The 20,513-nt window shown below is 71.7% G+C and carries 22 protein-coding genes; 11 read left to right on the forward strand and 11 right to left on the reverse strand.

What is annotated here, in order from left to right:
• Nucleotides 1-265: SAM-dependent methyltransferase (locus tag AB0K12_RS47040; RefSeq protein ID WP_364575639.1), on the forward strand; the 265-nt coding region annotated here is incomplete at its 5' end.
• Between the two features lie 72 nt (nucleotides 266-337).
• On the opposite strand, the gene AB0K12_RS47045 is transcribed toward AB0K12_RS47040, so the two are convergent.
• Nucleotides 338-712, reverse strand: coding sequence for a thioredoxin family protein (locus AB0K12_RS47045; protein ID WP_345402140.1), 375 nt, complete (start codon nucleotides 710-712; stop codon nucleotides 338-340).
• A 118-nt stretch (nucleotides 713-830) separates the two neighbouring features.
• The gene (locus AB0K12_RS47050; protein ID WP_364575642.1) at nucleotides 831-2,627 is read right to left on the reverse strand and encodes an ExeM/NucH family extracellular endonuclease; all 1,797 of its coding nucleotides are present in this window, start codon (nucleotides 2,625-2,627) and stop codon (nucleotides 831-833) included.
• Nucleotides 2,628-2,732: 105 nt separating this feature from the next.
• On the opposite strand from AB0K12_RS47050, the gene AB0K12_RS47055 reads away from it, so the two are divergent.
• Complete coding sequence (locus AB0K12_RS47055) at nucleotides 2,733-4,127, forward strand: pentapeptide repeat-containing protein (protein ID WP_364575644.1); 1,395 nt, start codon at nucleotides 2,733-2,735, stop codon at nucleotides 4,125-4,127.
• Nucleotides 4,128-4,187: 60 nt separating this feature from the next.
• Here the strand turns inward: AB0K12_RS47055 and AB0K12_RS47060 are convergent, their stop codons facing one another.
• From AB0K12_RS47060 to AB0K12_RS47070, 3 genes are read right to left on the reverse strand one after another with little or no spacing between them, the layout of a single operon-like run.
• Nucleotides 4,188-4,652, reverse strand: a complete 465-nt coding sequence (locus AB0K12_RS47060) for an SRPBCC domain-containing protein (protein ID WP_364575646.1) — start codon at nucleotides 4,650-4,652, stop codon at nucleotides 4,188-4,190.
• On the reverse strand, nucleotides 4,609-4,971 hold the full coding sequence (locus tag AB0K12_RS47065) for a metalloregulator ArsR/SmtB family transcription factor (RefSeq protein WP_364575648.1): 363 nt from the start codon (nucleotides 4,969-4,971) through the stop codon (nucleotides 4,609-4,611). Before AB0K12_RS47065 ends, AB0K12_RS47060 begins: the two co-directional genes overlap by 44 nt.
• Nucleotides 4,968-5,321: a VOC family protein gene (locus AB0K12_RS47070; RefSeq protein ID WP_364575650.1), complete on the reverse strand. Its 354-nt coding sequence runs from the start codon at nucleotides 5,319-5,321 to the stop codon at nucleotides 4,968-4,970. Before AB0K12_RS47070 ends, AB0K12_RS47065 begins: the two co-directional genes overlap by 4 nt.
• Nucleotides 5,322-5,429: 108 nt before the next feature.
• Between AB0K12_RS47070 and AB0K12_RS47075 the strand changes: the two genes are divergently transcribed.
• Nucleotides 5,430-6,083, forward strand: coding sequence for a permease prefix domain 1-containing protein (locus tag AB0K12_RS47075; RefSeq protein WP_364575652.1), 654 nt, complete (start codon nucleotides 5,430-5,432; stop codon nucleotides 6,081-6,083).
• Nucleotides 6,084-6,114: 31 nt separating this feature from the next.
• Here AB0K12_RS47075 and AB0K12_RS47080 read toward each other — a convergent pair whose 3' ends face one another.
• Nucleotides 6,115-6,462, reverse strand: a complete 348-nt coding sequence (locus AB0K12_RS47080) for a helix-turn-helix transcriptional regulator (protein ID WP_364575654.1) — start codon at nucleotides 6,460-6,462, stop codon at nucleotides 6,115-6,117.
• A gap of 99 nt (nucleotides 6,463-6,561) precedes the next feature.
• Here AB0K12_RS47080 and AB0K12_RS47085 point away from each other — a divergent pair, with 99 nt between their 5' ends.
• The 8 genes from AB0K12_RS47085 to AB0K12_RS47120 all read left to right on the forward strand — a co-directional run bounded on the left by AB0K12_RS47085 (nucleotide 6,562) and on the right by AB0K12_RS47120 (nucleotide 14,540).
• Complete coding sequence (locus AB0K12_RS47085) at nucleotides 6,562-7,731, forward strand: cytochrome ubiquinol oxidase subunit I (RefSeq protein WP_364575656.1); 1,170 nt, start codon at nucleotides 6,562-6,564, stop codon at nucleotides 7,729-7,731.
• 12 nt (nucleotides 7,732-7,743) lie between these two features.
• Complete coding sequence (locus AB0K12_RS47090; protein WP_364575724.1) at nucleotides 7,744-8,508, forward strand: cytochrome d ubiquinol oxidase subunit II; 765 nt, start codon at nucleotides 7,744-7,746, stop codon at nucleotides 8,506-8,508.
• 54 nt (nucleotides 8,509-8,562) lie between these two features.
• Nucleotides 8,563-10,206, forward strand: coding sequence for a thiol reductant ABC exporter subunit CydD (gene cydD / locus AB0K12_RS47095; RefSeq protein WP_364575658.1), 1,644 nt, complete (start codon nucleotides 8,563-8,565; stop codon nucleotides 10,204-10,206).
• Nucleotides 10,203-11,885, forward strand: a complete 1,683-nt coding sequence (gene cydC, locus AB0K12_RS47100) for a thiol reductant ABC exporter subunit CydC (protein WP_364575660.1) — start codon at nucleotides 10,203-10,205, stop codon at nucleotides 11,883-11,885. The genes cydD and cydC overlap by 4 nt, the downstream gene beginning before the upstream one ends.
• 79 nt (nucleotides 11,886-11,964) lie before the next feature.
• A complete protein-coding gene (locus AB0K12_RS47105) occupies nucleotides 11,965-12,594 on the forward strand; it encodes a hypothetical protein (RefSeq protein WP_364575662.1) in 630 nt (209 codons plus the stop codon).
• Nucleotides 12,591-12,929: a transcriptional regulator gene (locus AB0K12_RS47110; RefSeq protein ID WP_364575664.1), complete on the forward strand. Its 339-nt coding sequence runs from the start codon at nucleotides 12,591-12,593 to the stop codon at nucleotides 12,927-12,929. The genes AB0K12_RS47105 and AB0K12_RS47110 overlap by 4 nt, the downstream gene beginning before the upstream one ends.
• Nucleotides 12,926-13,807, forward strand: a complete 882-nt coding sequence (locus AB0K12_RS47115; protein ID WP_364575666.1) for an ABC transporter ATP-binding protein — start codon at nucleotides 12,926-12,928, stop codon at nucleotides 13,805-13,807. The genes AB0K12_RS47110 and AB0K12_RS47115 overlap by 4 nt, the downstream gene beginning before the upstream one ends.
• Nucleotides 13,800-14,540 (forward strand): ABC transporter permease, encoded by a 741-nt coding sequence (locus AB0K12_RS47120; RefSeq protein ID WP_364575668.1) that lies wholly within the window; start codon nucleotides 13,800-13,802, stop codon nucleotides 14,538-14,540. The genes AB0K12_RS47115 and AB0K12_RS47120 overlap by 8 nt, the downstream gene beginning before the upstream one ends.
• Nucleotides 14,541-14,623: 83 nt before the next feature.
• On the opposite strand, the gene AB0K12_RS47125 is transcribed toward AB0K12_RS47120, so the two are convergent.
• From AB0K12_RS47125 to AB0K12_RS47145, 5 genes are all read right to left on the reverse strand, one after another.
• A complete protein-coding gene (locus tag AB0K12_RS47125) occupies nucleotides 14,624-15,862 on the reverse strand; it encodes a trypsin-like peptidase domain-containing protein (RefSeq protein ID WP_364575670.1) in 1,239 nt (412 codons plus the stop codon).
• 157 nt (nucleotides 15,863-16,019) lie between these two features.
• Complete coding sequence (locus tag AB0K12_RS47130; RefSeq protein ID WP_364575672.1) at nucleotides 16,020-17,555, reverse strand: AMP-binding protein; 1,536 nt, start codon at nucleotides 17,553-17,555, stop codon at nucleotides 16,020-16,022.
• Between the two features lie 110 nt (nucleotides 17,556-17,665).
• Entirely contained in the window at nucleotides 17,666-18,490 is an 825-nt protein-coding gene (locus tag AB0K12_RS47135; RefSeq protein ID WP_364366598.1) for a MetQ/NlpA family ABC transporter substrate-binding protein, read from the reverse strand.
• 9 nt (nucleotides 18,491-18,499) lie between these two features.
• A complete protein-coding gene (locus tag AB0K12_RS47140; protein ID WP_364575674.1) occupies nucleotides 18,500-19,156 on the reverse strand; it encodes a methionine ABC transporter permease in 657 nt (218 codons plus the stop codon).
• The gene (locus AB0K12_RS47145) at nucleotides 19,153-20,115 is read right to left on the reverse strand and encodes an ATP-binding cassette domain-containing protein (RefSeq protein WP_364575676.1); all 963 of its coding nucleotides are present in this window, start codon (nucleotides 20,113-20,115) and stop codon (nucleotides 19,153-19,155) included. The genes AB0K12_RS47140 and AB0K12_RS47145 overlap by 4 nt, the downstream gene beginning before the upstream one ends.
• Between the last annotated feature and the right edge of the window lie 398 nt (nucleotides 20,116-20,513).

The following is a 20,513-nucleotide window of genomic DNA, read 5'->3' on the forward strand; positions in this document are numbered from 1 at the left end:
CGCGGCGAGCGTGCCGGGCAGCCACCTCGTGATCAGCCACGCGGTGGACCCGACGCCGGACGAGACCCCGCAGGCGCTGGAGATCTACAAGAAGTCGACGGCCGCGCTGAACCTGCGCACGCGGGAGCAGATCGAGCGCTTCTTCGAGGGCTATGAGCTGGCCGAGCCGGGGCTGACGTTCCCCGCCAGGTGGCGTCCCGACCAGGAGATGATGCTGGGCGACCACATCACCTTCGGGTACGTCGGTGTCGCGCGCAAGCTCTGACCCGTCAATGGCTCTGACCCGTCAATGAGAAAGGCCCCGCCGTGAACCGGCGGGGCCTCGACGTGTCGGCGGTCAGTTCTGCTGGGCGTTCTTCAGCTCTTCGCTGAGCTCGGCCCTGATGGCGTCCATGTCGAGGGCCCTGACCTGCCTGATGAGGTCTTCGAGCGCGGGCGCCGGGATGGCGCCGGCCTGCGCGAAGACGACGATGCCGTCGCGGATGGCCATCAGCGTGGGGATCGAGGTGATGTCGAACCCCTGGGCGAGGCCCTGCTCCGCGTCTGTGTCGATCTTGCCGAAGGTGATGTCCTCGTGCTTGTCCGACGCCTGCTCGAAGATCGGCCCGAACTTCTTGCACGGCGGGCACCACTCGGCCCAGAAGTCGAGCAGCACGATCCCCTTGTCGGCGATGTCGTTGAAGTTCTTCTCGGTTACTTCGATGGTCGCCACAAGTGGCTCCTTGCTCGTTGTCGCTAGCAGTGCATCCGTCTCAACCACGTACCCACACCCAGCATTCCATGCTCCGGCGGCGGGCGCGGCCCTTCGGATCGGCCGCGCCCGCCGGGGCTCAGCGTCCGCCGGGCCCTCCGCCGCGCCCTCCGCCGGGCCCTCCGCTGGGCCCTCCGCTGGGCCCTCCGCTGGGCCCTCCGCTGGGCAGGGTCAGGCCGATGACCAGCGGGTCGTGGTCGGATGAGCGGTAGGCGTCCGGCCGGTAGAGGTCAGGCGGGTTGAACTCGGTGTTGTAGTCGCGGATGCGCGGCTCGTCGGCGTTGATGTGCCAGATCGCGGCGCTGGTGACCCGCTTGAGCAGCTGCCTGCCGACCAGGGCGTGGTCGAGCTCGCCCGCCAGCCCGTCGAACAGGTAGCTGTAGCGCTGCGCGGCGGGCACGAACCGCTTGGTGACGCTGGTCAGGCCGCCCGCCTCGAGGGTGTCGATGGGGTCCTCCTCGCCGTAGGCGTTGAGGTCGCCGAGCACGATCGGGTTGGGCAGGTCCCGGTCCTCTATGAGGCCGAGCAGGGCCTGGGCCTGGGCGACGCGGGTGGCGTTCCAGCAGCTCTGGCCGTCACCCTGGTCGGCGTCGGGGCCGCCGGACGGGCAGCTGCCCTTCGACTTGAGGTGGTTGACGAGCATCGTGAACGGCTGGCCGCCGCCCTTCCTGCGGAAGGTCTGGATCAGCGGGGGCCGGCTGAAGACGGGGTCGTCCGACGCCTGTGCCGCGCCGACCGGGGTGAGCTTGGCGGGCTTGTAGATGAGGCCGACCTGGATGGCGTCGGTGCCGGGGTACGGGTGCGCGAGCGCGGCGTACGTACCGGCTCCGAGCTGGGCGTTGACCGCGTCCACGAGCGCCTGGAGGGCGGTCTGGCCGTTGTTCTCGACCTCCATGAGGGCGACCGCGTCGGCGTCGAGGCCCTTGAGCGCGGCCACCAGCTTGGCGAGCTGGCGCTCCTGCTCTGCGGCGTTGTTCGCGCCGCGCGAGCCGAGCGTGGTGAACCAGTTGAGGGTGTTGAACGAGGCCACCTTGACGTTCCCGATCACCGGGAACGGCTTGGGCGTGCGCGGGTTGGCGTTCGCGTACGCGATGGGCTTGGTGGGCTGCAGCCGGTAGGAGCCGAAGCCGTAGCCGAGCACGCCGGTGACGCCGAGCGCCACGTCGCCGGTCCGCACGATGGGTGGCAGCGTGGCGGGGTTCTCGCGGGTGGAGGCGTCGTCCACGAGCAGGGAGCGGCGCTCGTTGAGCCCGGCGTCCACGCCGCGCCGGTCGGTCGGCTGGAACAGCCGGCCCTGGGAGGAGAGCGTGACCTCGCCGTAGCGGCCCAGGTTGTAGTGCTCGCTGACGGTGAGCGGCTGCGGGAAGGTCAGCAGCATGTTCTCGACCGGCTCCAGGCTCTTGCCGGGGACCACCGGCAGCCGGTACGGCAGCGCCGCCACCTTGCCCTTGCCGCACACGTCCACGACGGTGACCGGCGACAGCTCGGTCCAGCCGTTGAACTCGGTGACCGTGCCCGTCACCAGGACCCGGTCGCCGGCCTTGACGTCCTTGACCGACTCGCGGGCGTACGCGAACAGCCCTTCCGACGTCGCCGGGTCGGCGTCCGGCCTGGGGTCCTGGACGAAGAAGCCGCTGAGCTGGTCGGTCCGCTGGAAGTCGGCGGTCACGACGCCCTCGACGCGTACCGTCTGGCCGGCGAGGGGGCTGGCGTCTCCGGCGCCCTGCACCTGCGCGATGCGGTGCGAGGCCGGGGTGGCGCAGGGCTCTGAGGCGGGGTCGGCGGTGTTGACGGCGGCGGCGGAAGCGCCCGGAACCGCCACCGGGATCACCACCGCGACCAAGGCCGCCAGGGATGCTCGTGATAAAGCGTGCATGTCCGGCACTTTACGGCCAACAACACCCGCACATTTCCACATAAAGATGGATAGAACATTAAATCGCCGAACCTTGACATCGGCGGCGGCGGGTATCACCTGAGCATGGACTGGGTCACCTGCGCGTATTCTGCTGCTTGCACCGGAATCGCTAGCCGTCCGACCGGGCTCTGTCTCGCCCACCTCGATCCCGAGCACCTGAGCGCGGCGCTCGCCGAGCTCTCCCCCGGCCGCCTGCTCGACCTGCGCGGCACCACCGTCACCAGCGCCCTGCTCGCCCGCATCCTCGACGCCATGGGCGGCCGTCCAGGACGGGCCAGGCTCGACCGGGTCACCTTCACCGGCGACGTGCGGCTGTCAGGGGTGACGTTCTGCGGCGACGTGTCGCTCGACGGCGCCAGGTTCGACCGGCTGGCCTCGTTCTTCGGCGCCAGGTTCGAGGGCAACGTGTCGCTGGCGGGCGTCAGGTTCGCCCGCGAGCTGTCCTTCCACGGCGTCACCGCACGCGGGCACGTCTCGCTCGACCAGGCCGTGATGTCGCGCGACGCGCTGTTCAGCCAGGCCGAGTTCGGGCACGGGCTGTCGTGCGAGCGCGCCAGGTTCGACGGGTACGCCACCTTCGACGGTGCCCACCTGGGCGGCGGCGCGGTCTTCAGGGGCGCGCGCTTCGGCCGTACGCTGTCGTTCCGCAAGGTCAGGGGGCACGCCGGGTTCGAGGCCGCCCACTTCGCCGCCGACGCGTACCTGTCGGCCACCGGCCGGCTGTCGGCGGCCAGGGCGCGCGCCGACGGGCTGCTCGACGTCGCGGTGGCCTGCTGCGGCGTGAACCTGCGCGGCGTCGAGGTGACCGGCCCCACCACCGTGCGGCTCACCGACTCCCAGGCCGACCTGGAGGGCGCGGTGCTGCACGGCCCGGCCACCGTGACCGGGCGCGGCCGCTCCACGCTCACCTCGCTGCGCCAGGTCGACGCCGGCGACCTCGCGCTGCACGGGCTCGACCTGACGACGTGCCGCTTCGCGGGTCTGGCGCACCCGTCAGGAGTGCGGGTCAAGGACTGCACGTTCGCGCTGACGCCGCGCGGCGTGCAGCTCAGCCTGCGCTGGCCGATGCTGCGCTGGTTCTCCCGCCGCCGGGCGCTGGCCGACGAGCACACCCTGCGCGGCGGCCGTCGCGGGGGTGGCCATGGAGGCCGCCATGACGATCCAGGCGACCCGGGCGCCACACCCGACGGGCTCGCCGCCCTTTACGCGGGCCTGCGCCCCAGCGACCGCGCCACCTCGGCCGACTTCGCGTTCGCCGCCATGGAGATGCGCCGCCAGGCCGGTCACGGCTGGTGGCTGTCGGTGTCGTGGCTGCTGTGCGGGTACGGCATGCGCCTCGGCCGGGCGGCGCTCTGGCTGGCCCTGGTGGCGGCGCTGACGGCGGCGGCCCTCCTGTGGAGCACGGCCTCCCACGCCGGCCGGCACCACACCCCGACGAACCAGGCCGTCCCCCGCTGACGACACCCCGTGCCCTGCCCTCCGACCACAGTGCCGGCCGGGGCGGCGGGCGTGCGGGGCTCAGAGTTCGGCGGCGAGCGCCTCGATGGTGGTGAAGTGGCGGTGCCAGCCGCCGCCCATGATGCGCCGCGACATCTGCTGCAGCTCGTCGTCCGGGTCGAAGCCCTCGTGGTCGAGGAAGAGCCTCGTGCCCTTGCCCTCGGGCTCCAGCCGCCAGGTCACGGTCCAGTCCACCCGCCCGTCGCTCCAGGCCAGCCGCAGCAGCTTCTCCGGCTCGATCGCCAGCACCTCGCAGTGGACGACCCCGTCGAAGCCGACCGCCTTCTTGGGCGTGGTGGTGAAGGTGAAGCGGTGGCCGACCTCGGGCTTGAAGTCGTTCGGCATGAGCCAGCGGGCCAGCAGCTCCGGCTCGGTGAGCGCGCGCCACACCTTGGCCGGCGGGTGGGCGAGGAACTGGTCGAGCCTGATGGCCGTGCGCTCCTCAGCGGTCTCCGGCGGTCCGGCGGGTGGCGGGATCTGCGGCATCGTCGTCCTCCAGGTCGTCGAGCAGGGTGGTCAGTGCGGCGAGGCGCTCTCGCCAGAAGCGTTCGTACGGGCTGAGCCAGTCGCGGATCTCCATCAGCGGCCCCGCCTCCAGGCGGTAGTGGCGTTCGCGGCCCTTGCGGGTCTCCGACACCAGCCCCGCGTCCCTGAGCACCTTGAGATGCTCGGACACGCTGGGCCTGCTCATGTCGAACCGCTCGGCCAGCCGGCCGGCGGGCTGTGCGCCCTCGTCGAGCAGCAGGCGCAGCAGCTCCCGCCGCGCGGGGCTGGCCAGCGCCGCGAAGACGTGGTCGGCGCTCACGCCTGGCTGACCACGAAACCGTTGCCGTCGGGGTCGTGGAAGAGCAGTTGCCGCCCCCACGCCTGCTCGCTGGGCCCGTCGAAGGCGACGCCGTGCTCGCCCAGCCGGGCGGCCAGCGCGTCGAGGTCGGGCGCGCCGACGACCAGGCCGCCGATCGGCGCCATGCCGGGGAACCACGAGGCCAGCAGCAGCGTCGTCGTGCCGCCCTTGGGAGCCACGGTGAGCCAGCGGCCCATGGGGAAGGGATTGTCGGTGCGTACCTCGAAGCCGAGCACCCGCGTGTAGAAGTCGTGTGCCGCGCTCTGATCGGCGACCGGCACGGTGATGGTGAGGATGGAGGAGATGGGCATGTCGGACACTATACGTAGGAAATTTCCTACATGACAAGCCCCGGCCCCGCGCCGGATATCAGGGGATTCCCCGATGAGACCGGCGGCCGGTCTCTTTACACTTGAGCCATGCTCATCGACGACTACGTGGCCGAGCTGGACAGAGCCGTCTGCGGGCCGCCAGGACCCAAGCACGACCTGGTCGTCGAGGCACGTGACAGCCTGCTCGACACCGCCGAGGCGTTCGAGGCAGAGGGGCTCGACCGGGCGGAGGCCGAGCGGCGCGCGGTCGAGGAGTTCGGCGAGGTCGCCGAGATCGCTCCGGGCTTCCAGCTCGAGCTGACCGCCGCGTCGGGGCGGCGGCTCGGCATGCTGCTGTTCGTCAGCGTGCCGATCACGGTCGCGATGTGGTCGATGTTGTGGCGCCTCTATCCGGCCGACGCCGGCACCTGGCTCAACAGGCCCGGCTGGTACGTCCCGCTCTCCCGGCTGCTCGACGTGCTCCAGCTCGGCACCGGCCTGTACGGCGGCCTCGTGGTCTTCGCATTGAGCAGGGGCGCCCGCTGGATCCGGCGGCCCAGGCTGGCCGTCCGGTCGATGGGCATCATGGTGTGGACGGCGCTGCCGGTCACGGGTGTGCTGGCGATGGTGCTGTCGTTCGCCGTCGACGCACCCAACTCACTCGCATCGCTGCCGGCCCTGCTGGCGAACCTGGTCACCTCGGCGATGTGGGGCCTGCAGCTCTACGGCGCCGCCAGGTGCGTACGCGTGACGCGCGCCTGAGCCCAGCTCACGACACCCCTCACGACGCAGCTCACGACACCCCTCGCGACACCGCCGCCGACTCGGCCCGCAGCACGCTGCCGATCACGGTGGAGAACTCCCGCCAGGCCGAGCGCTCCCCCTGCAGCTGCTTCCTGCCCGAATCGGTGAGCCGGTAGGTGCGGCGCTTGCGGCCGCCCACGGTCGCCCACTCGCTCGACAGGTGGCCGATGCGCTCGAGCCTGCGCAGCGCCGGATAGACGGTGCCGGTGGGCACGCTGAGCGCTCCTCCGCTGCGTTCCTGCAGCGCCTCGATGATGGCGTAGCCGTGCAGCGGCTTCTCCTCCAGCACGGAGAGGAGGAGAGCGTCCATGTGGCCGCGCAGCGCATCCGGGTTCATGACATCGATCCTAGACACCGGTTCAGGCATGTAGGCAATCTACAGGTAGGCTTTCTACATGTAGGCTACCTACGTATTGACACGACTTCGGAGCGGTGAATGGACGTACTGGATCTGGCACGCACGCAGTTCGCGGTGACCGGCAGCCTGCACTTCCTGTTCGTGGTGCTCACGCTGGGCCTGGCGCCGCTGGTGGCGATCATGCACACCAGGTGGGCACGGTCGGGGCAGCCCCTGCACGAAGGCATGACGCGCTTCTGGGGGCAGGTCTACGTCATCAACTACGCGCTCGGCATCGTGACCGGGCTCGTGATGGAGTTCCAGTTCGGGCTGGCGTGGAGCGGGCTGACCGACTACGCCGGCGACGTCTTCGGGGCTCCCCTCGCCATGGAGACGCTGCTGGCCTTCTTCCTGGAGTCCACCTTCCTCGGTCTGTGGATCTTCGGCTGGGGCCGGCTGCCCAAGTGGGCGCACGTGGCCTGCATCTGGGTCGTGACGCTCACCGCGTACGCCAGCGCGTTCTTCATCATGGTCGCCAACTCGTTCCTGCAGAACCCGGCGGGCGCCGTCGCCGACGGTGCGCGCCTGCGCCTGGCCGACTTCGGCGCGCTGCTCGCCAACAAGGCGCTCATCTTCTCCTTCCCGCACGTCATCGGGGCCGGGCTGTTCACCGGCGGGATGGTGCTGGTGGGCGCGAGCGCGTACCGGCTGTGGCGGCGTGCTCCAGAGACCGAGTTCTTCGGCCGCTCGCTGCGCACCGGCGTGCTCACCGCCGCCGTCGGCATCGTCGTGACCATCGCCTTCGGCTACGCCCAGTTCGGCGGCGTCACCGAGAACAAGTTCGGCGCGCACAACCCGGTGGCCGCCACCGCGCTCGGCTTCATGATCGAGATCGGCCAGCTCCTGGCGCTGGTCGTGCTGTTCGTGATGCTGCCGCTGATCCGCGTGCTGCCGCGGGCCCGCTGGGCGCATCCGATCCTCATGCTGATGACGCCGCTGCCGTTCGTCCTGTCGGTACTCGGCTGGATCGCCAGGGAGGTCGGCAGGCAGCCGTGGATGATCTGGGAGCGGCTCAGCGTCGCCGACGCCATGACGCCGGGCCTGACCCCTGGCATGGTGATGGGCTCGCTGGCCGCCTTCACGGCCGTGCTCGGGCTGCTCGCCGTCGTCGACTACGTGCTCATCGCCAAGGTGATCAGGCGCGGGCCGCGCGGGCTCGACCTCGGCGCCGCCGCCGATGAGCCCCGCTCCCCCGCCCTGACCTTCTGAGAGGTGCTGACGATGGACCTGCTGTGGTTCGCCATCTTCGCCGTGCTGCTCGCCGGATACTTCGCGCTCGAGGGCTTCGACCTCGGCGTGGGGCTGCTGCTGCCGGTGCTCGGCAGGACGCGCCCCGACCGTGACCGCCTGGTGGCCGCGATCGCCCCGTACGTGCTGGCCAACGAGGTGTGGCTGGTGGCCGTCGCCGGGACCCTGGCCGGGGTCTACCCGCTGCTGGAGGGCGAGGTGCTGGTCGGGCTCTATCCGCTGGTCGTGGCCATGCTGATGAGCTGGGTGCTGCGCGACGCCGGGCTGTGGTTCCGCCGCAGGCTGGGCGGGTCGCTGTGGCGGGGCTTCTGGGACGGCGCCGTCGCGTTCGGCTCGCTCGGCCTGTCCGCCGGGTGGGGCATGGCCCTGTACGCCGCCGCCACCGGCTTCCAGGCCCCCGTCGTGCACCCATTGGGCCTGCTGCTCGGCGTCGTGGTGACGCTGCTGTTCGCCTTCCACGGCTGGACGTTCCTGGCCTGGCGCGTGCCGGGCGTGTTCGGAGCCGTCAGGTCGGGACGGGCGGTGCTGGTGTCGGGGCTGGTGGCCGCGCTGCCCGCGATCGGGGTGCTGGCGGGCGCGATGCCGTACCTGCTGGCGCACACCGCTCCTCCGGCCACGCTGAATGTGCTGAGTTTCATGGTCCTGCCTGTCGCACCCATCCTGGTGGGGGCGCAAGTATGGGTATGGCGGACTTTCCGGCCAGGCAAGACCGCCACGTTGCTCCCTTCGTTCTTCTGAGGGCTTACTGGGCGCGATCTGAGGGGCTCTGTGCACAAGGGTTTGCTTTCGCTCATGCGGGCCGAGCGTGCGGTCCGCATGCACCTCGGCGTCACCATGGCCGCCGCGGTGCTCGCAGGGCTGCTCGTGCTGGTGCAGGCCGAGCTGCTCGCGGGCGTGCTGTCCGGGCGCTTCACCGCGGCGGCGCTCGGCGTGCTGGCGGCGGTGGTCGGGGTGCGGGCGCTGCTCGCCTGGACACAGGGCGTCTTCGCCGGGCGCACGGCGACCGGCGTCAAGTCGGCGCTGCGCCACCGGCTGCTGGAACGGCTGCGCGAGCTGGGCCCCGCCCGGCTCGCCGCCCACCGCTCAGGCGAGCTGGTCACGCTCGCGGGGCGCGGGCTCGACGGGCTCGACAACTACCTGACCGGCTACCTGCCCTCCATCGCCGTGGCCGGGGTGGTGCCGGTGGCCGTGCTCATCCGGTTGTTCGCCGCCGACCTCGCCAGCGCCGTGATCGTCCTGGTCACGCTGCCGCTCATCCCCATCTTCGGCGCGCTCGTCGGCATGACCACCAAGGCCGTCACCGAGCGGCGGTTCCACGCCCTGTCGCGGCTCGGCGGCCACTTCCTCGACGTCGTGCGCGGGCTGCCCACGCTGCGCGCCTTCGGCCGGGCCCGCTACCAGGCCGGCGTCATCAAGCAGGTCGCCGACGCCCACCGCAGCGCCACCATGCGGACCCTTCGGGTGGCGTTCCTGTCGTCGCTCGTGCTCGAACTGTGCGCGTCGCTGTCGCTGGCGCTGGTGGCGGTGCCGATCGGGCTGCGGCTGCTCGGGGGGTCGCTCGACCTGACGATGGCGCTGCTGGTGCTGCTGCTGGCGCCGGAGGCGTACCTGCCGCTGCGGGCCATGGGGACCCGCTTCCACGCCTCCATGGAGGGGGTGGCGGCGGCCGACGCCGCCTTCGCCGTCCTGGACGACGAGCCTGACCACGCCGGCGGCGGCACCCGTGCGGTGCCCGCCGGCGGCGCGCCCGAGATCCGGCTGGAGAACGTCACCGTGCGCTATCCGGGCCGCGAAACGGCGGCGCTGGAGGACGTCTCGCTCACCATCTCCCCCGGCGAGCGCGTCGCCCTGGTCGGCGAGAGCGGCGGCGGCAAGAGCACGCTGCTGCACCTCGTGCTCGGATTCGTCCAGCCGTCCTCCGGCCGGATCCTCATCGACGGGACCGACCTGCGGGAGCTCGACCTGGCGCGGTGGCGGGCGCGGCTGGCGTTCGTGGCGCAACGCCCGCACCTGTTCGCCACGTCGGTGGCCGACAACATCCGGCTCGGCGCCCCCACGGCGTCCCTGGACGACGTCCGCAGGGCCGCCGCGGCGGCGCACGCCGACTTCGTCGAGGACCTGCCTGAGGGGTTCGACACGGTGCTGGGCGAGCGCGGCACGAACCTGTCCGCCGGCCAGCGCCAGCGCGTCGCCCTGGCCCGCGCCTTCTGCCGCCCCGCCGCCTCCGTGCTGCTCCTGGACGAGCCCACGGCCCGCCTCGACGGCCGCAGCGAGGCCGCGGTGGTGACGGCCACCGCCGAGCTGGCTCAGGACCGTACGGCCGTCATCGTCGCGCACCGGCCCGCCATGATCGATCTGGCCGACCGCGTCATCCGCGTCCACGACGGCCGCATAGTCTCCGACACTGGGCTCCGCGTGGAAGGGAGCAGGCCGTGAAGCGGCGCATCGGGTTGCGCGTGTGGTGGGCGGTGCTGGCCGGGTCGGCGGCCGACCTCGCCGGGCTCGGGCTCATCGCCGCCGCCGCCTGGCTCATCACGCGGGCGGCCGAGCAGCCGCCGCTGGCCGCGCTGAGCGTGGCGATCGTGGCGACGCGGGCGTTCGCCACCGGCAAGGGCGTCTTCCGCTACGCAGAACGCCTCACCGGCCACGACGTCGCCCTGCGCGCCCAGGCGGGCACCAGGGAGGACCTGTACGAGGCCCTCATCCCGCCCCAGCGTCCCCGCCACGGCGGCGCCGACCTGCTGAGCCGGATGGTGGACGACACAGAGGCCGTGCAGGACCTGCTGGTCCGCTGCCTCCTGCCGGCCGCCGCGGCGGCGATGGCCGGGCTCGCGGCCGTGGTCATCGGCCTGACGATCCTGCCGGTGGCGGCGCTGGTGCTGGTGGCGGGCCTGGTGCTGGCCGGGGTGCTGCTGCCCGCAGGCACGGCCGCCGCGGCCCGCCGCTGGTCGGCGCGGATCGCGCCGGCGCGGGCGGCGCTGGCGGGCCGGGTGGCCGACCTGGTGCACGGCTCGGCCGACCTGGCCGCGTACGGGGCCGACGACGCCGCCCTGGACCGGGCGCGGGCGGCCGACGAAGCCCTGGCCGCGCTCGAACGCCGCCAGTCCCGCGTGCACGCCGCCGCCCTGGCCGGCGGCACCCTGCTGCAGGGCCTCACGGTGGCCGCGGTGGTGCTGCTGGCCCAGGCGGCGGGCGTCGGCTCCGTCGGCACGGCGGTGCTGGCCCTGACCGGCCTGGTGGCGTTCGAACCCGTGCTGCCCCTCGCGGCGGCGGGCGAGCGGATGGCGGGCATCACGGCCGCGCTGCGGCGCCTGCGCGAGGTGCGCTCCTCGGCCCCCGCCGTCACCGAGCCCGCCGCCCCCGCGCCCCGCCCCGAGGCCCCGCTCACCATCGAGATCGACGACCTGGTGGTCCGCCACCCGGCGAGCGGGGAGCGGGCGGCGCTGGACGGGGTGTCGCTGCGGGTCGCGCCTGGGCGGCGGGTGGCGATCGTCGGGCCCAGCGGCGCGGGCAAGAGCACGCTGCTGGCCGCCCTCATGCGCCTGGCCGAGCCCGAGTCGGGCAGCATCCGGGTCAACGGCGTGGACCTGCGCGACCTGGCGGGCGACGACGTACGGGAGCTCATGACGGGCCTCACCCAGGACCCGTACATCTTCCGCGCCAGCCTGCGCGACAACCTGCGCCTGGCCGGCCCCGGTGCGGACGACGAGCGGCTGCTGCGGGCGGTGCGCGACGCCCGGCTGGACGGCTGGGTCGAGCGGACCGGCTGGGAGACCGAGCTGGGCGAGGACGGCAGGACGGTGTCGGGTGGCCAGCTGCAGCGGCTGGCGCTGGCCAGGGCCCTGCTCTACGACCCGCCCGTGCTGCTGCTCGACGAGCCCGCCGAGGCGCTCGACGAGGAGACGGCCGACCGGCTGATGGACGATCTGCTGGACGTCACCCGCGACCGCACGACCCTCCTGGTGACCCACCGGCTCAAGGGCCTGGAGTCGGTCGACGAGGTGATCGTGCTGGAGGACGGCAGGGTGACGCAGCGCGGCCGGCACGACGAGCTGGTGCGCGTGCCCGGCTATTACCGCGACCTCTGGGAGGCGGAGGTCCTCACCCGGCGGTGACGTACCCGTGCCCGCGGGTTGTGTTGGCGACGCAATCAAGTTTACGATGCAAACCACTCTACATAATCGAGGAGTTTGCATGGTCGACGACGAGGAGCGCGTCCCCACGCCCGAGGAGATGCTGCGGGTCATCGAGGAGCAGAGCCACGCCACGACGAAGTGGCTGCACGGCGATCCGCGCCTGCTCTACGTCCCGTGGGGGGTCGCCTGGCTGCTCGGCTTCGCCGCCCTCTTCCTGCACTACGGGCTCGACGGCCGCCCCTACGTGGCGATCACGCAGATGCAGGCGGTGGGCGTGCTGCTGGCGGCCATGCTCGTCGCCGGCGCGGTCTCCGCGTACGGGATCGTCAAGATGAACAAGCTGGTGCGCGGCGACACCTCGGCCAGAGGCGTGATGTACGGCTACGCCTGGCTGGCCGGCATGGTGCTGGTGACGATCATCGCGATCCGGCTGAGCCCGCAGCTGCCCGCGGCGGAGCGCGGCCTGCTGTGGGCGGGCGGCTCGCTCCTGGTGGTGGCGCTGCTCTACATGCTCGGCGGCGCGATCTGGCTCAACTGGCCGATGTTCTTCATCGGCGGCTGGACGGCCGGCGTCAACGCGCTCGGCGTGCTGCTCGGCACGGGCCTGCACGCGCTGCTGACGGCGGTCCTGCTGGGCGGCGGGTTCATCGCGGCGGGGCTGTGGCTGTGGCGGAGGCAGCGCGGGTGAGCGAGGACACGCCCCGGGGCCCCGGCGGGCTGCCCGAACTCGATCCGGTGATCCACGCCCAGGCACGGCTGCGCGTGGTGGCCGCGCTCAACGTGCTGGCCGACGGCGACGAGATGGCCTTCAACTCGATGAAGGAGCTGCTCGGCATGACGGCGGGCAACCTGTCGGTGCACCTCACCAAGCTGGAGGACGCCGGCTACGTCCGCATCACCAAGACGCACAAGGGCCGCACCCCCGTCACGTACGTGGCGCTGACCAAGCGCGGACGGCTGGCCTTCGAGGAGTACACCGCGGCGATCCGCGCCCTGCTGGACAACGCTGGAGGAGTGCGATGACGGTCCTGGCCCGCGCGTCCGAGGTCACCCGCCGCTACGGCGACGTGGTGGCGCTCGACGGCGTCTCACTCGACATCGGGGCAGGTGAGCTGGTCGGCCTGCTGGGCCCCAACGGCGCCGGCAAGTCCACCCTGATCAACCTGCTGGTCGGGCTGCGCCGGCCGACGTCCGGCACGGTCGAGCTGCTCGGCGGCTCGCCGCTCGACCCGGTGACGCGGCGCCGCATCGGCGTGACCCCGCAGGAGACGGGGCTGCCCGAGTCGCTGCGGGTCGGCGAGGTGGTCGACTTCGTCCGCGCGCACTACCCCCACCCGGTCGGCGGGCCTGAGCTGCTCGACCGCTTCGGGCTCGGCGACCTCGCGAAGCGGCAGGTGGGCGGCCTGTCGGGCGGGCAGCGGCGGCGGCTGGCGGTGGCGCTGGCGTTCGCGGGCGACCCGCGGCTGGTCGTCCTCGACGAGCCGACCACCGGGCTCGACGTGGAGGCCAGGCACGCCCTGTGGGCGGGCGTCAGGGCGTACCACGAGGACGGCGGCACGGTGCTGCTGACCAGCCACTACTTGGAGGAGATCGAGGCGCTGGCCCAGCGGGTGGTGGTGATGGGCGGCGGCCGGGTGCTCGCCGACGACACCGTGAGCGCGATCCGCGGCATGGTGGGCGTGCGCCAGGTCTCGCTGGTGGCCGAGCGGCTGCCCGAGCTGCCCGGCGTGCTCGGCAGCGAACTGGTGGACGGCCGCACCACGCTGGTCACCACCGACCCCGACCGGCTGGTGATCGAGCTCGTACGCAGCGGCGCGCCGTTCTCCGGCCTGGAGATCAGGCCGACCACCCTCGAAGAGGCGTTCCTCACCATCACCGCGAAGGAGTCGGCCCATGTCTAGCCTGGTCGCCGCGCACACCAGGATCCTGCTGCTCGAACAGCTGCGGGTCCCCATCGGCCTCGCGGCGGGCGCGTTGTTCCCCGCGGTCGCGCTGGCGGCGTTCGTCGTGCCGTTCGCGGGCGACGACCCGCGGGCGGCCACGATGGCGACGGCGTCGCTGACGCTCTTCGGCGCGATGTCGCAGGCGATCATCGGGCTGTCCGTCACGGTGGCGCAGGACCGCGAGCAGCCCTGGAACCCCTACGTCCGCACGCTGCCCGCCGGCCCGTTCCCCCGCTTCGCCGGGCGCATCCTCGCGATGCTCGCCCAGATGGTGCTCGCGGTGGTGCCGGTGCTGCTGGTGGCGGCGCTGTTCACCGCGGCCGCCATCACGCCGCTGGGGCTCCTCGCGGGCCTGGCGACGCTGCTCGCCGGCGTGGTGCCGTTCATGCTGATGGGGTTGTTCATCGGCTTCCTGCTGACCGCGAAGGCGACGATCGCGGTGTCGCAGCTGCTGTTCTTCCCGATGGGCGTGCTCGGCGGGCTGCTGCTGCCGCCCCAGATCCTGCCCGGCTTCCTGGAGGCGGTCTCGCCGTTCACGCCGGCGCGCGGGGTGGCCGAGCTCCTGTGGGCGGTGACGGCGGGCACCACGCCCGGCGTGGTGCCGCTGGTCTCGCTGGCCGCCTGGACGGTGCTGGCGGCGGCGGGGGCCGTGTGGGCGTACCGGCGGGACGAGGGCCGGCGCTTCGCCTAAGGGGAAATGTCGCGGAAAAGGGGGTGTGCCGCCGAGTCCGCAGCGATCTCGACGGCACACCCGCTCATGAGGGGGTCCTGATGTTACGCGTTCTCCGCAAGGGTGACGTCGACCTCGTGGCTCTCGCCGTCCCTCATATATGTGATCTTGACCTCTTGGCCCGGTTTGAAACCTCTGACCTGCCCGACAACCGTATCGCCTCCGTCAACCGTCTTGTCGCCGATCTTCGTGATCAGGTCGCCTTGCTGCAGTCCGGCCTTCTCCGCCGGGCTGCCCGGCGAGACCTGCCTGACCAGCGCCCCTGCCACGTCGCCGGTGGCGTCGGTGACGCTCACGCCGAGCCAGGCGTGGGTGACCTTGCCGCTGCTGATGAGCTGCTCGGAGACCTGCTTGGCGGTGTTGACCGGGATCGCGAAGCCGACGCCGCCGCCCGCCGCGTCGGAGGCGATGGCGGTGTTGATGCCGACCAGCTCCCCGGCCGCGTTGACCAGCGCGCCGCCGGAGTTGCCCGGGTTGATCGAGGCGTCGGTCTGGATCGCGCCGCCGATCGTGGTGGGCGCGCTCTGGTTGTCCTGCGGCCAGCCGGGCGGCAGCTGCCTGCGCTGGTCGTCGCCGAGGTTCAGCGTACGGTCGAGCGCGCTGACGATGCCGGCCGTGACCGACCCGTCGAGGCCGAGCGGGCTGCCGATGGCCAGCACCGGGTCGCCCACCTTGAGCTGGTCGCTGTCGCCCAGCGTGGCCTTGGTCAGCCCCGAGACGCCCTCCGCCCTGATGACGGCCAGGTCGGTGGCCGGGTCGGTGCCGACGACGGTGGCCTTGGCGGTCTTGCCGTCGCTGAACTTGACGCTCATCTGGCCACCCTGGCCCGCCCCCACGGCCACGTGGTTGTTGGTCAGGATCAGGCCGTCCTCCGACAGCACCACGCCGGAGCCCTCACCGCTCTGCCCCTGGATCATCACGACCGTGGGCTGCACCTTGGCCGCCACTTCCGCCACCGTGAGCTGGTCGGACGCCGACTTGAAGACCGGGCTCGGGGCGCTGGGGCCGCTGCTGGCGACCGGCTCCGGCTGGAACGAGGTGGCGACGACGGCCCCGACGACACCGCCGCCGACGGCCATGGCGGCCATGGCGAGAGCCGCGATGGCCTTCTGGCCGACGGTGAAGCGCTGCTTCTTGGGTTGCGCCGGCGGTGGCGGCACCTCCATGACGATCGTCTCCCGCCGGGGGAAGCCCCCGGCGGCCGGTGGGGTGGCGCCGAACTGGCTCCACCCACCGGTGTCCCGCTGCTCGGGACCCTGCTCGTGAGGCTCGTTCGCGTTCATCCTGTCATCTCCCTCGAATCCCTCTGCCTCAAGGGTGTCAAGACTGTCGTAAGAGCAGGTTAAGGGGCGGATTGCGGGGGCACGCCACGCCCTGATGCGACCCTTATCGATCGAGGTCGCGCCGGGCGTGGGGCTCGCAGAAAAATATTTGAGATTTCTACCGCTTCGCGGGCCAGTACTCGTCCTTGAGCAGCCGCTTGTAGAGCTTGCCGGTCGGATGGCGGGGCAGCTCGGCACGGAAGTCCACCGACTTGGGGCACTTGTAGTGGGCGAGGTGCTCGCGGCAGTACGCGATCAGCTCCGCCTCCAGCTCCGGCCCCGCCTCCGCCATGGAAACCGGCTCGACCACGGCCTTGACCTGCTCGCCCATCTCCTCGTCCGGCACGCCGAACACCGCCACGTCGGCCACCTTCGGGTGCACCGACAGCACGTTCTCGGCCTCCTGCGGGTAGATGTTCACGCCGCCCGAAATGATCATGTACGAGCGGCGGTCGGTCAGGTAGAGGAAGCCGTCCTCGTCGAGATAGCCGATGTCGCCCAGCGTGGTCCAGCCCCTGCCCTGCGGGTCCTGGGCGGAGCGGGTCTTGTCGGGGTCGCCGTGGTACTCGAAGCGGCCGCCGTTCTCGAAGTAGATGGTGCCGTGCTCGCCGGGCGGCAGGTCGTCGCCGTTCTCGTCGCAGATGTGCACGACGCCGAGCAGCGAGCGGCCGACCGTGCCCTTGTGGGCCAGCCAGTCATCGGGGCCGGCATAAAGGAAGCCGTTGCCTTCGGTGCCCGCGTAGTACTCGTGGACGATCGGGCCCCACCACTCCATCATCTGCTCCTTGACCGGGACGGGGCAGGGGGCGGCGGCGTGGATGGCGTACCGGAGGGAGGAGACGTCGTACTTGTCCCTGACCTCCTGCGGCAGCTTGAGCATCTTGATGAACATCGTCGGCACGAGCTGCGAGTGCGTGACCGCGTACTGCTCGACCGCCGCCAGGTACCGCTCGGGGTCGAAGCGCTCCATGACCACCACGGTCGCGCCGAGCCGCTGGAAGGACATGCAGTAGCGCAGCGGCGCCGCGTGGTAGAGCGGGGCCGGCGAGAGGTAGACGCTGCCGGACGACGGCGCGAACAGGCCCTGGATGAGCCTCAGCAGCATGCCGGGCTCCTCCAGCGGGCCGTGCGAGGCGGGCACCTTGACACCCTTGGGGCGGCCGGTGGTGCCGGAGGAGTAGAGCATGTCGGCGCCCGTGCACTCGTCCTCGATGGGGGTGGCGGGGTGCTCGGCGACGGCCTGCTCGTACGAGGTGAAGCCCTCGGCCTCGCCGCCGAGCATGAGCCGCAGCTCGACGCCCGGCGTGCCCGCGGCGACGGAGGCGGCGACGGCGGCCAGGTCCGCGCTGGAGATGAAGACCCGGGCGCCGCAGTTGGAGACGATGTAGGCCAGCTCGTCGGCCTGCAGCCGGGAGCTGATCGGCGTGTAGTACAGGCCCGCGCGGTGCGCGGCCCAGGCGACGGCCAGGAAGAGCGGGTGGTTGGCCAGCATGAAGGCGACGTGGTCGCCGGGACGCAGGCCGGCGGCGCGGAAGAGGTGGGCCAGCCGGTTCGACTCCTCGTCCAGCTCGCGGTAGGTGACGACCTGCCCGGAGCCCGCCATGATCACAGCGGGCTTGTCGGGGGTGACTGCTGCGATGGCTCCCGGGTACATGAACAGAACAGTATTCGGTCACTCGCCCGGCGCGCCAGAACCGGCGCGGCCCCCTGTCGCGGGGGCCGCGAGCGGCCTCACCCGGCCGTCACCCGGCCGTCACCCGGCCGTCACTCGGCTGGGAGGACCGAGCCCTGGTACTTCTCCTTGATGAAGTCCTTGACCTTCTGGTCCTGCAGCAGCTTGCCGAGGGTGACGATGTTCGCGTCCTTCTCATGGCCATTCGGGACGACCAGGCCGTTGACGTACGGGTTGCCCTCGGTCTTCTCCAGCACCAGCGCGTCGGAGGCGGGCTTGAGACCGGCCTCCAGGGCGTAGTTGCCGTTGATGACCGCGGCGTCCACGTCCTCGAGCGAGCGCGGGAGCTGCGCCGCCTCCAGCGGCTTGAACTGCAGGTTCTTCGGGTTCTGCGCGACGTCGCGCTCGGTCGCGGCGGTGCCGGCGCCCTCCTTGAGGGTGATCACGCCGTTGTCGGCGAGCAGCTTGAGCGCGCGGCCCAGGTTGGTGGCGTCGTTGGGCAGCGCCACGGTGGCGCCGCTCGCCAGCGCCGACACGTCGGTGATCTTCTTGGAGTACAGGCCGAGCGGCTCCAGGTGGACGCCGGCGACGAAGGTCAGGTTCGTGCCCTTGCTCTTGTTGAAGTCGTCGAGGTACGGCCGGTGCTGGAAGTAGTTGGCGGTCAGCTTGCCCTCTTCGAGCTGCACGTTCGGCTGCACGTAGTCGGTGAACTCGACGACTTCCAGCTTGAGTCCGGCGGCCGGGGCGAGGTTGTCCTTGACGAAGTTCAGGATCTCCGCGTGCGGCACCGGGTTCACGCCGACCTTGAGCACCGTGTCCGCTGACTCGGCCGTGTCGTTCGTCGCGGACTGCGACGTGCCGCATGCGGCGAGCGACAGAGCCAGCGCGACAGCACCCACAAAGCGGTGAATTTTCATGATTTTTCCTTACTTGTGCGATAGGCGCCGAGCGACCCAGTCGCCCAGGCTCTGCAGGAGTTGCACGATGACGAGCAGCAGCACGACCGTGACGATCATCAGGAGCGTCTCGAACCGCTGGTAGCCGTACCGGACGGCCAGGTCGCCCAGCCCGCCGCCACCGAGCGTGCCGGCCATGGCGCTGTAGCCGATGAGCGCCACCACGGTCACGGTCAGGCCCGCGACCAGGCCGGGCAGCGCCTCGGGCAGCAGGACCTTGCGCACGATCGCGGTCCTGCTCGCGCCCATGGCCTGCGCGGCCTGCACGACGTCCGTGCCGACCTCGCGCAGTGCGGTCTCGACCAGCCGGGCGAAGAACGGCACCGCGCCGGCGGTCAGCGGCACCACGAACGCGGCCGTCCCGATGGTGGTCCCGACGACGAGCCGGGTGAACGGGATGATCGCGATCATCAGCACGATGAACGGCAGCGAGCGCCCCACGTTCACCACGAACCCGAGCGCGGACTTCAGCGCCGGCAGCGGCCGCAGCCCGTCACGGTCGAACACCACCAGCGCCACGCCCAGCGGCAGCCCGAGCAGCAACGTGAACAGCGTCGCCCAGCCGACCATCAGGCCCGTTTCCACCGTCGCCGGCCACAGCAGCGGCAGCATCTCTTCCCAGGTCACGCGGCCTCCCCCGCTTCCTCCACGATCAGCCCGCAGTCGCTCAGGTACGCCAGCGCCGCCCGCCGGTCGGCGCCGTCGAGCGCCACCCGAAGCCGGCCCACCGAGCCGCCCGCGAGGTCCTCGATGGAGCCGCCGAGGATGCTGAGGTCCACCTCGAACTTGCGCACGACCTCCGACACCACGGGCTGGCGCGGGTCGCCGGTGAACGTCAGCGTCACCGAGCCGGCCGGGGCGGGCTCGGGCAGCGGGAAGATCTCCCTGGTCAGCCGGGAGCCGGGGGTCCTGATGAGGTCCGCGATGACGCCGGACTCCTCGATGCGGCCCTGCGCCATGATGGCGACCGAGTCGCAGACGCTCTTGACCACGTTCATCTCGTGGGTGATGAGCAGGATCGTCAGGCCCAGCTCCGCGTTGAGCCGCTTGAGCAGGGCGAGGATCGACTGCGTGGTGGCCGGGTCGAGGGCCGAGGTGGCCTCGTCCGACAGCAGCACCGACGGGTTGCCCGCCAGGGCCCTGGCGATGCCGACGCGCTGCTTCTGGCCGCCCGACAGCTGGTGCGGGCGGTCCTTGCCGCGCCCCGCCAGGCCGACCAGCTCGAGCAGCTCGGTCACCCGGCGCTCGCGCTCGTCCCTGGGCACGCCCATGACCTCCAGCGGGAAGGCCACGTTCCCGGCGACCGTGCGCGAGGACAGCAGCGCGAAGTGCTGGTGGATCATGCCGATGCGCTGCCTGGCGCGGTTCAGGTCGCGGTCGCCGAGCGCGGTCATGTCCTGCCCCGCGACGGTGACGGTGCCCGCTGTGGGGCGTTCGAGCAGGTTGACGCAGCGCAGCAGCGTGCTCTTGCCGGCGCCGCTCTGGCCGAGCACGCCGTAGATCTCGCCTTCGCGCACGTGCAGGTCGACGCCGTCGAGCGCGACGGTCTCGCCGTACTGCTTGCGCAGGCCGGAAGCCTGGATCACGGAGAATCCCCACGACTGAGGGCGGCCGCGTGGCGGGCCGCGGAAACGGACATCCTTGGGAAGGCAGCGCGGGTCGGCGCTTCGAGAGGTCAGCGCGTGCCGGGGTGGAAGGGCAGGTGGCTCAGCCTGCGCAGCACGAAACCGGGTGTGATCATGACGACCTTCGAGACATCGAGGAACGGGCGGTGGGTCTGTTCTAGCGGGCCGGCATTCGCCCCATACGCATGCCGCGACACGCGGCGCCCATGGGGACGCAGCGAGCGGTCGCGTATGCCTCGTTCACGCCCGTCCTAACGATGGTGACATTTTCCGCTATTCCCCGTCTCCTGAGTGAGATACGTCACGACCTGCGAACATGACCGTCCCGCCGTACCCCAGGAGGCCGGGTACGGCGGGAC

The organism is Nonomuraea sp. NPDC049419 (assembly GCF_040676995.1).
GTDB lineage: Bacteria > Actinomycetota > Actinomycetes > Streptosporangiales > Streptosporangiaceae > Nonomuraea > Nonomuraea salmonea.

Excerpts from the sequence above, each read along its gene's own strand:
- AB0K12_RS47050 (WP_364575642.1), bottom strand. The coding sequence starts at position 2,627 with ATGCACGCTTTATCACGAGCATCCCTGGCGGCCTTGGTCGCGGTGGTG.
- AB0K12_RS47055 (WP_364575644.1), top strand. The coding sequence starts at position 2,733 with ATGGACTGGGTCACCTGCGCGTATTCTGCTGCTTGCACCGGAATCGCT.
- AB0K12_RS47060 (WP_364575646.1), bottom strand. The coding sequence starts at position 4,652 with ATGCCGCAGATCCCGCCACCCGCCGGACCGCCGGAGACCGCTGAGGAG.
- AB0K12_RS47070 (WP_364575650.1), bottom strand. The coding sequence starts at position 5,321 with ATGCCCATCTCCTCCATCCTCACCATCACCGTGCCGGTCGCCGATCAG.
- AB0K12_RS47075 (WP_364575652.1), top strand. The coding sequence starts at position 5,430 with ATGCTCATCGACGACTACGTGGCCGAGCTGGACAGAGCCGTCTGCGGG.
- AB0K12_RS47080 (WP_364575654.1), bottom strand. The coding sequence starts at position 6,462 with ATGAACCCGGATGCGCTGCGCGGCCACATGGACGCTCTCCTCCTCTCC.
- AB0K12_RS47085 (WP_364575656.1), top strand. The coding sequence starts at position 6,562 with ATGGACGTACTGGATCTGGCACGCACGCAGTTCGCGGTGACCGGCAGC.
- AB0K12_RS47090 (WP_364575724.1), top strand. The coding sequence starts at position 7,744 with ATGGACCTGCTGTGGTTCGCCATCTTCGCCGTGCTGCTCGCCGGATAC.
- cydD (WP_364575658.1), top strand. The coding sequence starts at position 8,563 with ATGCGGGCCGAGCGTGCGGTCCGCATGCACCTCGGCGTCACCATGGCC.
- AB0K12_RS47105 (WP_364575662.1), top strand. The coding sequence starts at position 11,965 with ATGGTCGACGACGAGGAGCGCGTCCCCACGCCCGAGGAGATGCTGCGG.
- AB0K12_RS47115 (WP_364575666.1), top strand. The coding sequence starts at position 12,926 with ATGACGGTCCTGGCCCGCGCGTCCGAGGTCACCCGCCGCTACGGCGAC.
- AB0K12_RS47120 (WP_364575668.1), top strand. The coding sequence starts at position 13,800 with ATGTCTAGCCTGGTCGCCGCGCACACCAGGATCCTGCTGCTCGAACAG.
- AB0K12_RS47125 (WP_364575670.1), bottom strand. The coding sequence starts at position 15,862 with ATGAACGCGAACGAGCCTCACGAGCAGGGTCCCGAGCAGCGGGACACC.
- AB0K12_RS47130 (WP_364575672.1), bottom strand. The coding sequence starts at position 17,555 with ATGTACCCGGGAGCCATCGCAGCAGTCACCCCCGACAAGCCCGCTGTG.
- AB0K12_RS47135 (WP_364366598.1), bottom strand. The coding sequence starts at position 18,490 with ATGAAAATTCACCGCTTTGTGGGTGCTGTCGCGCTGGCTCTGTCGCTC.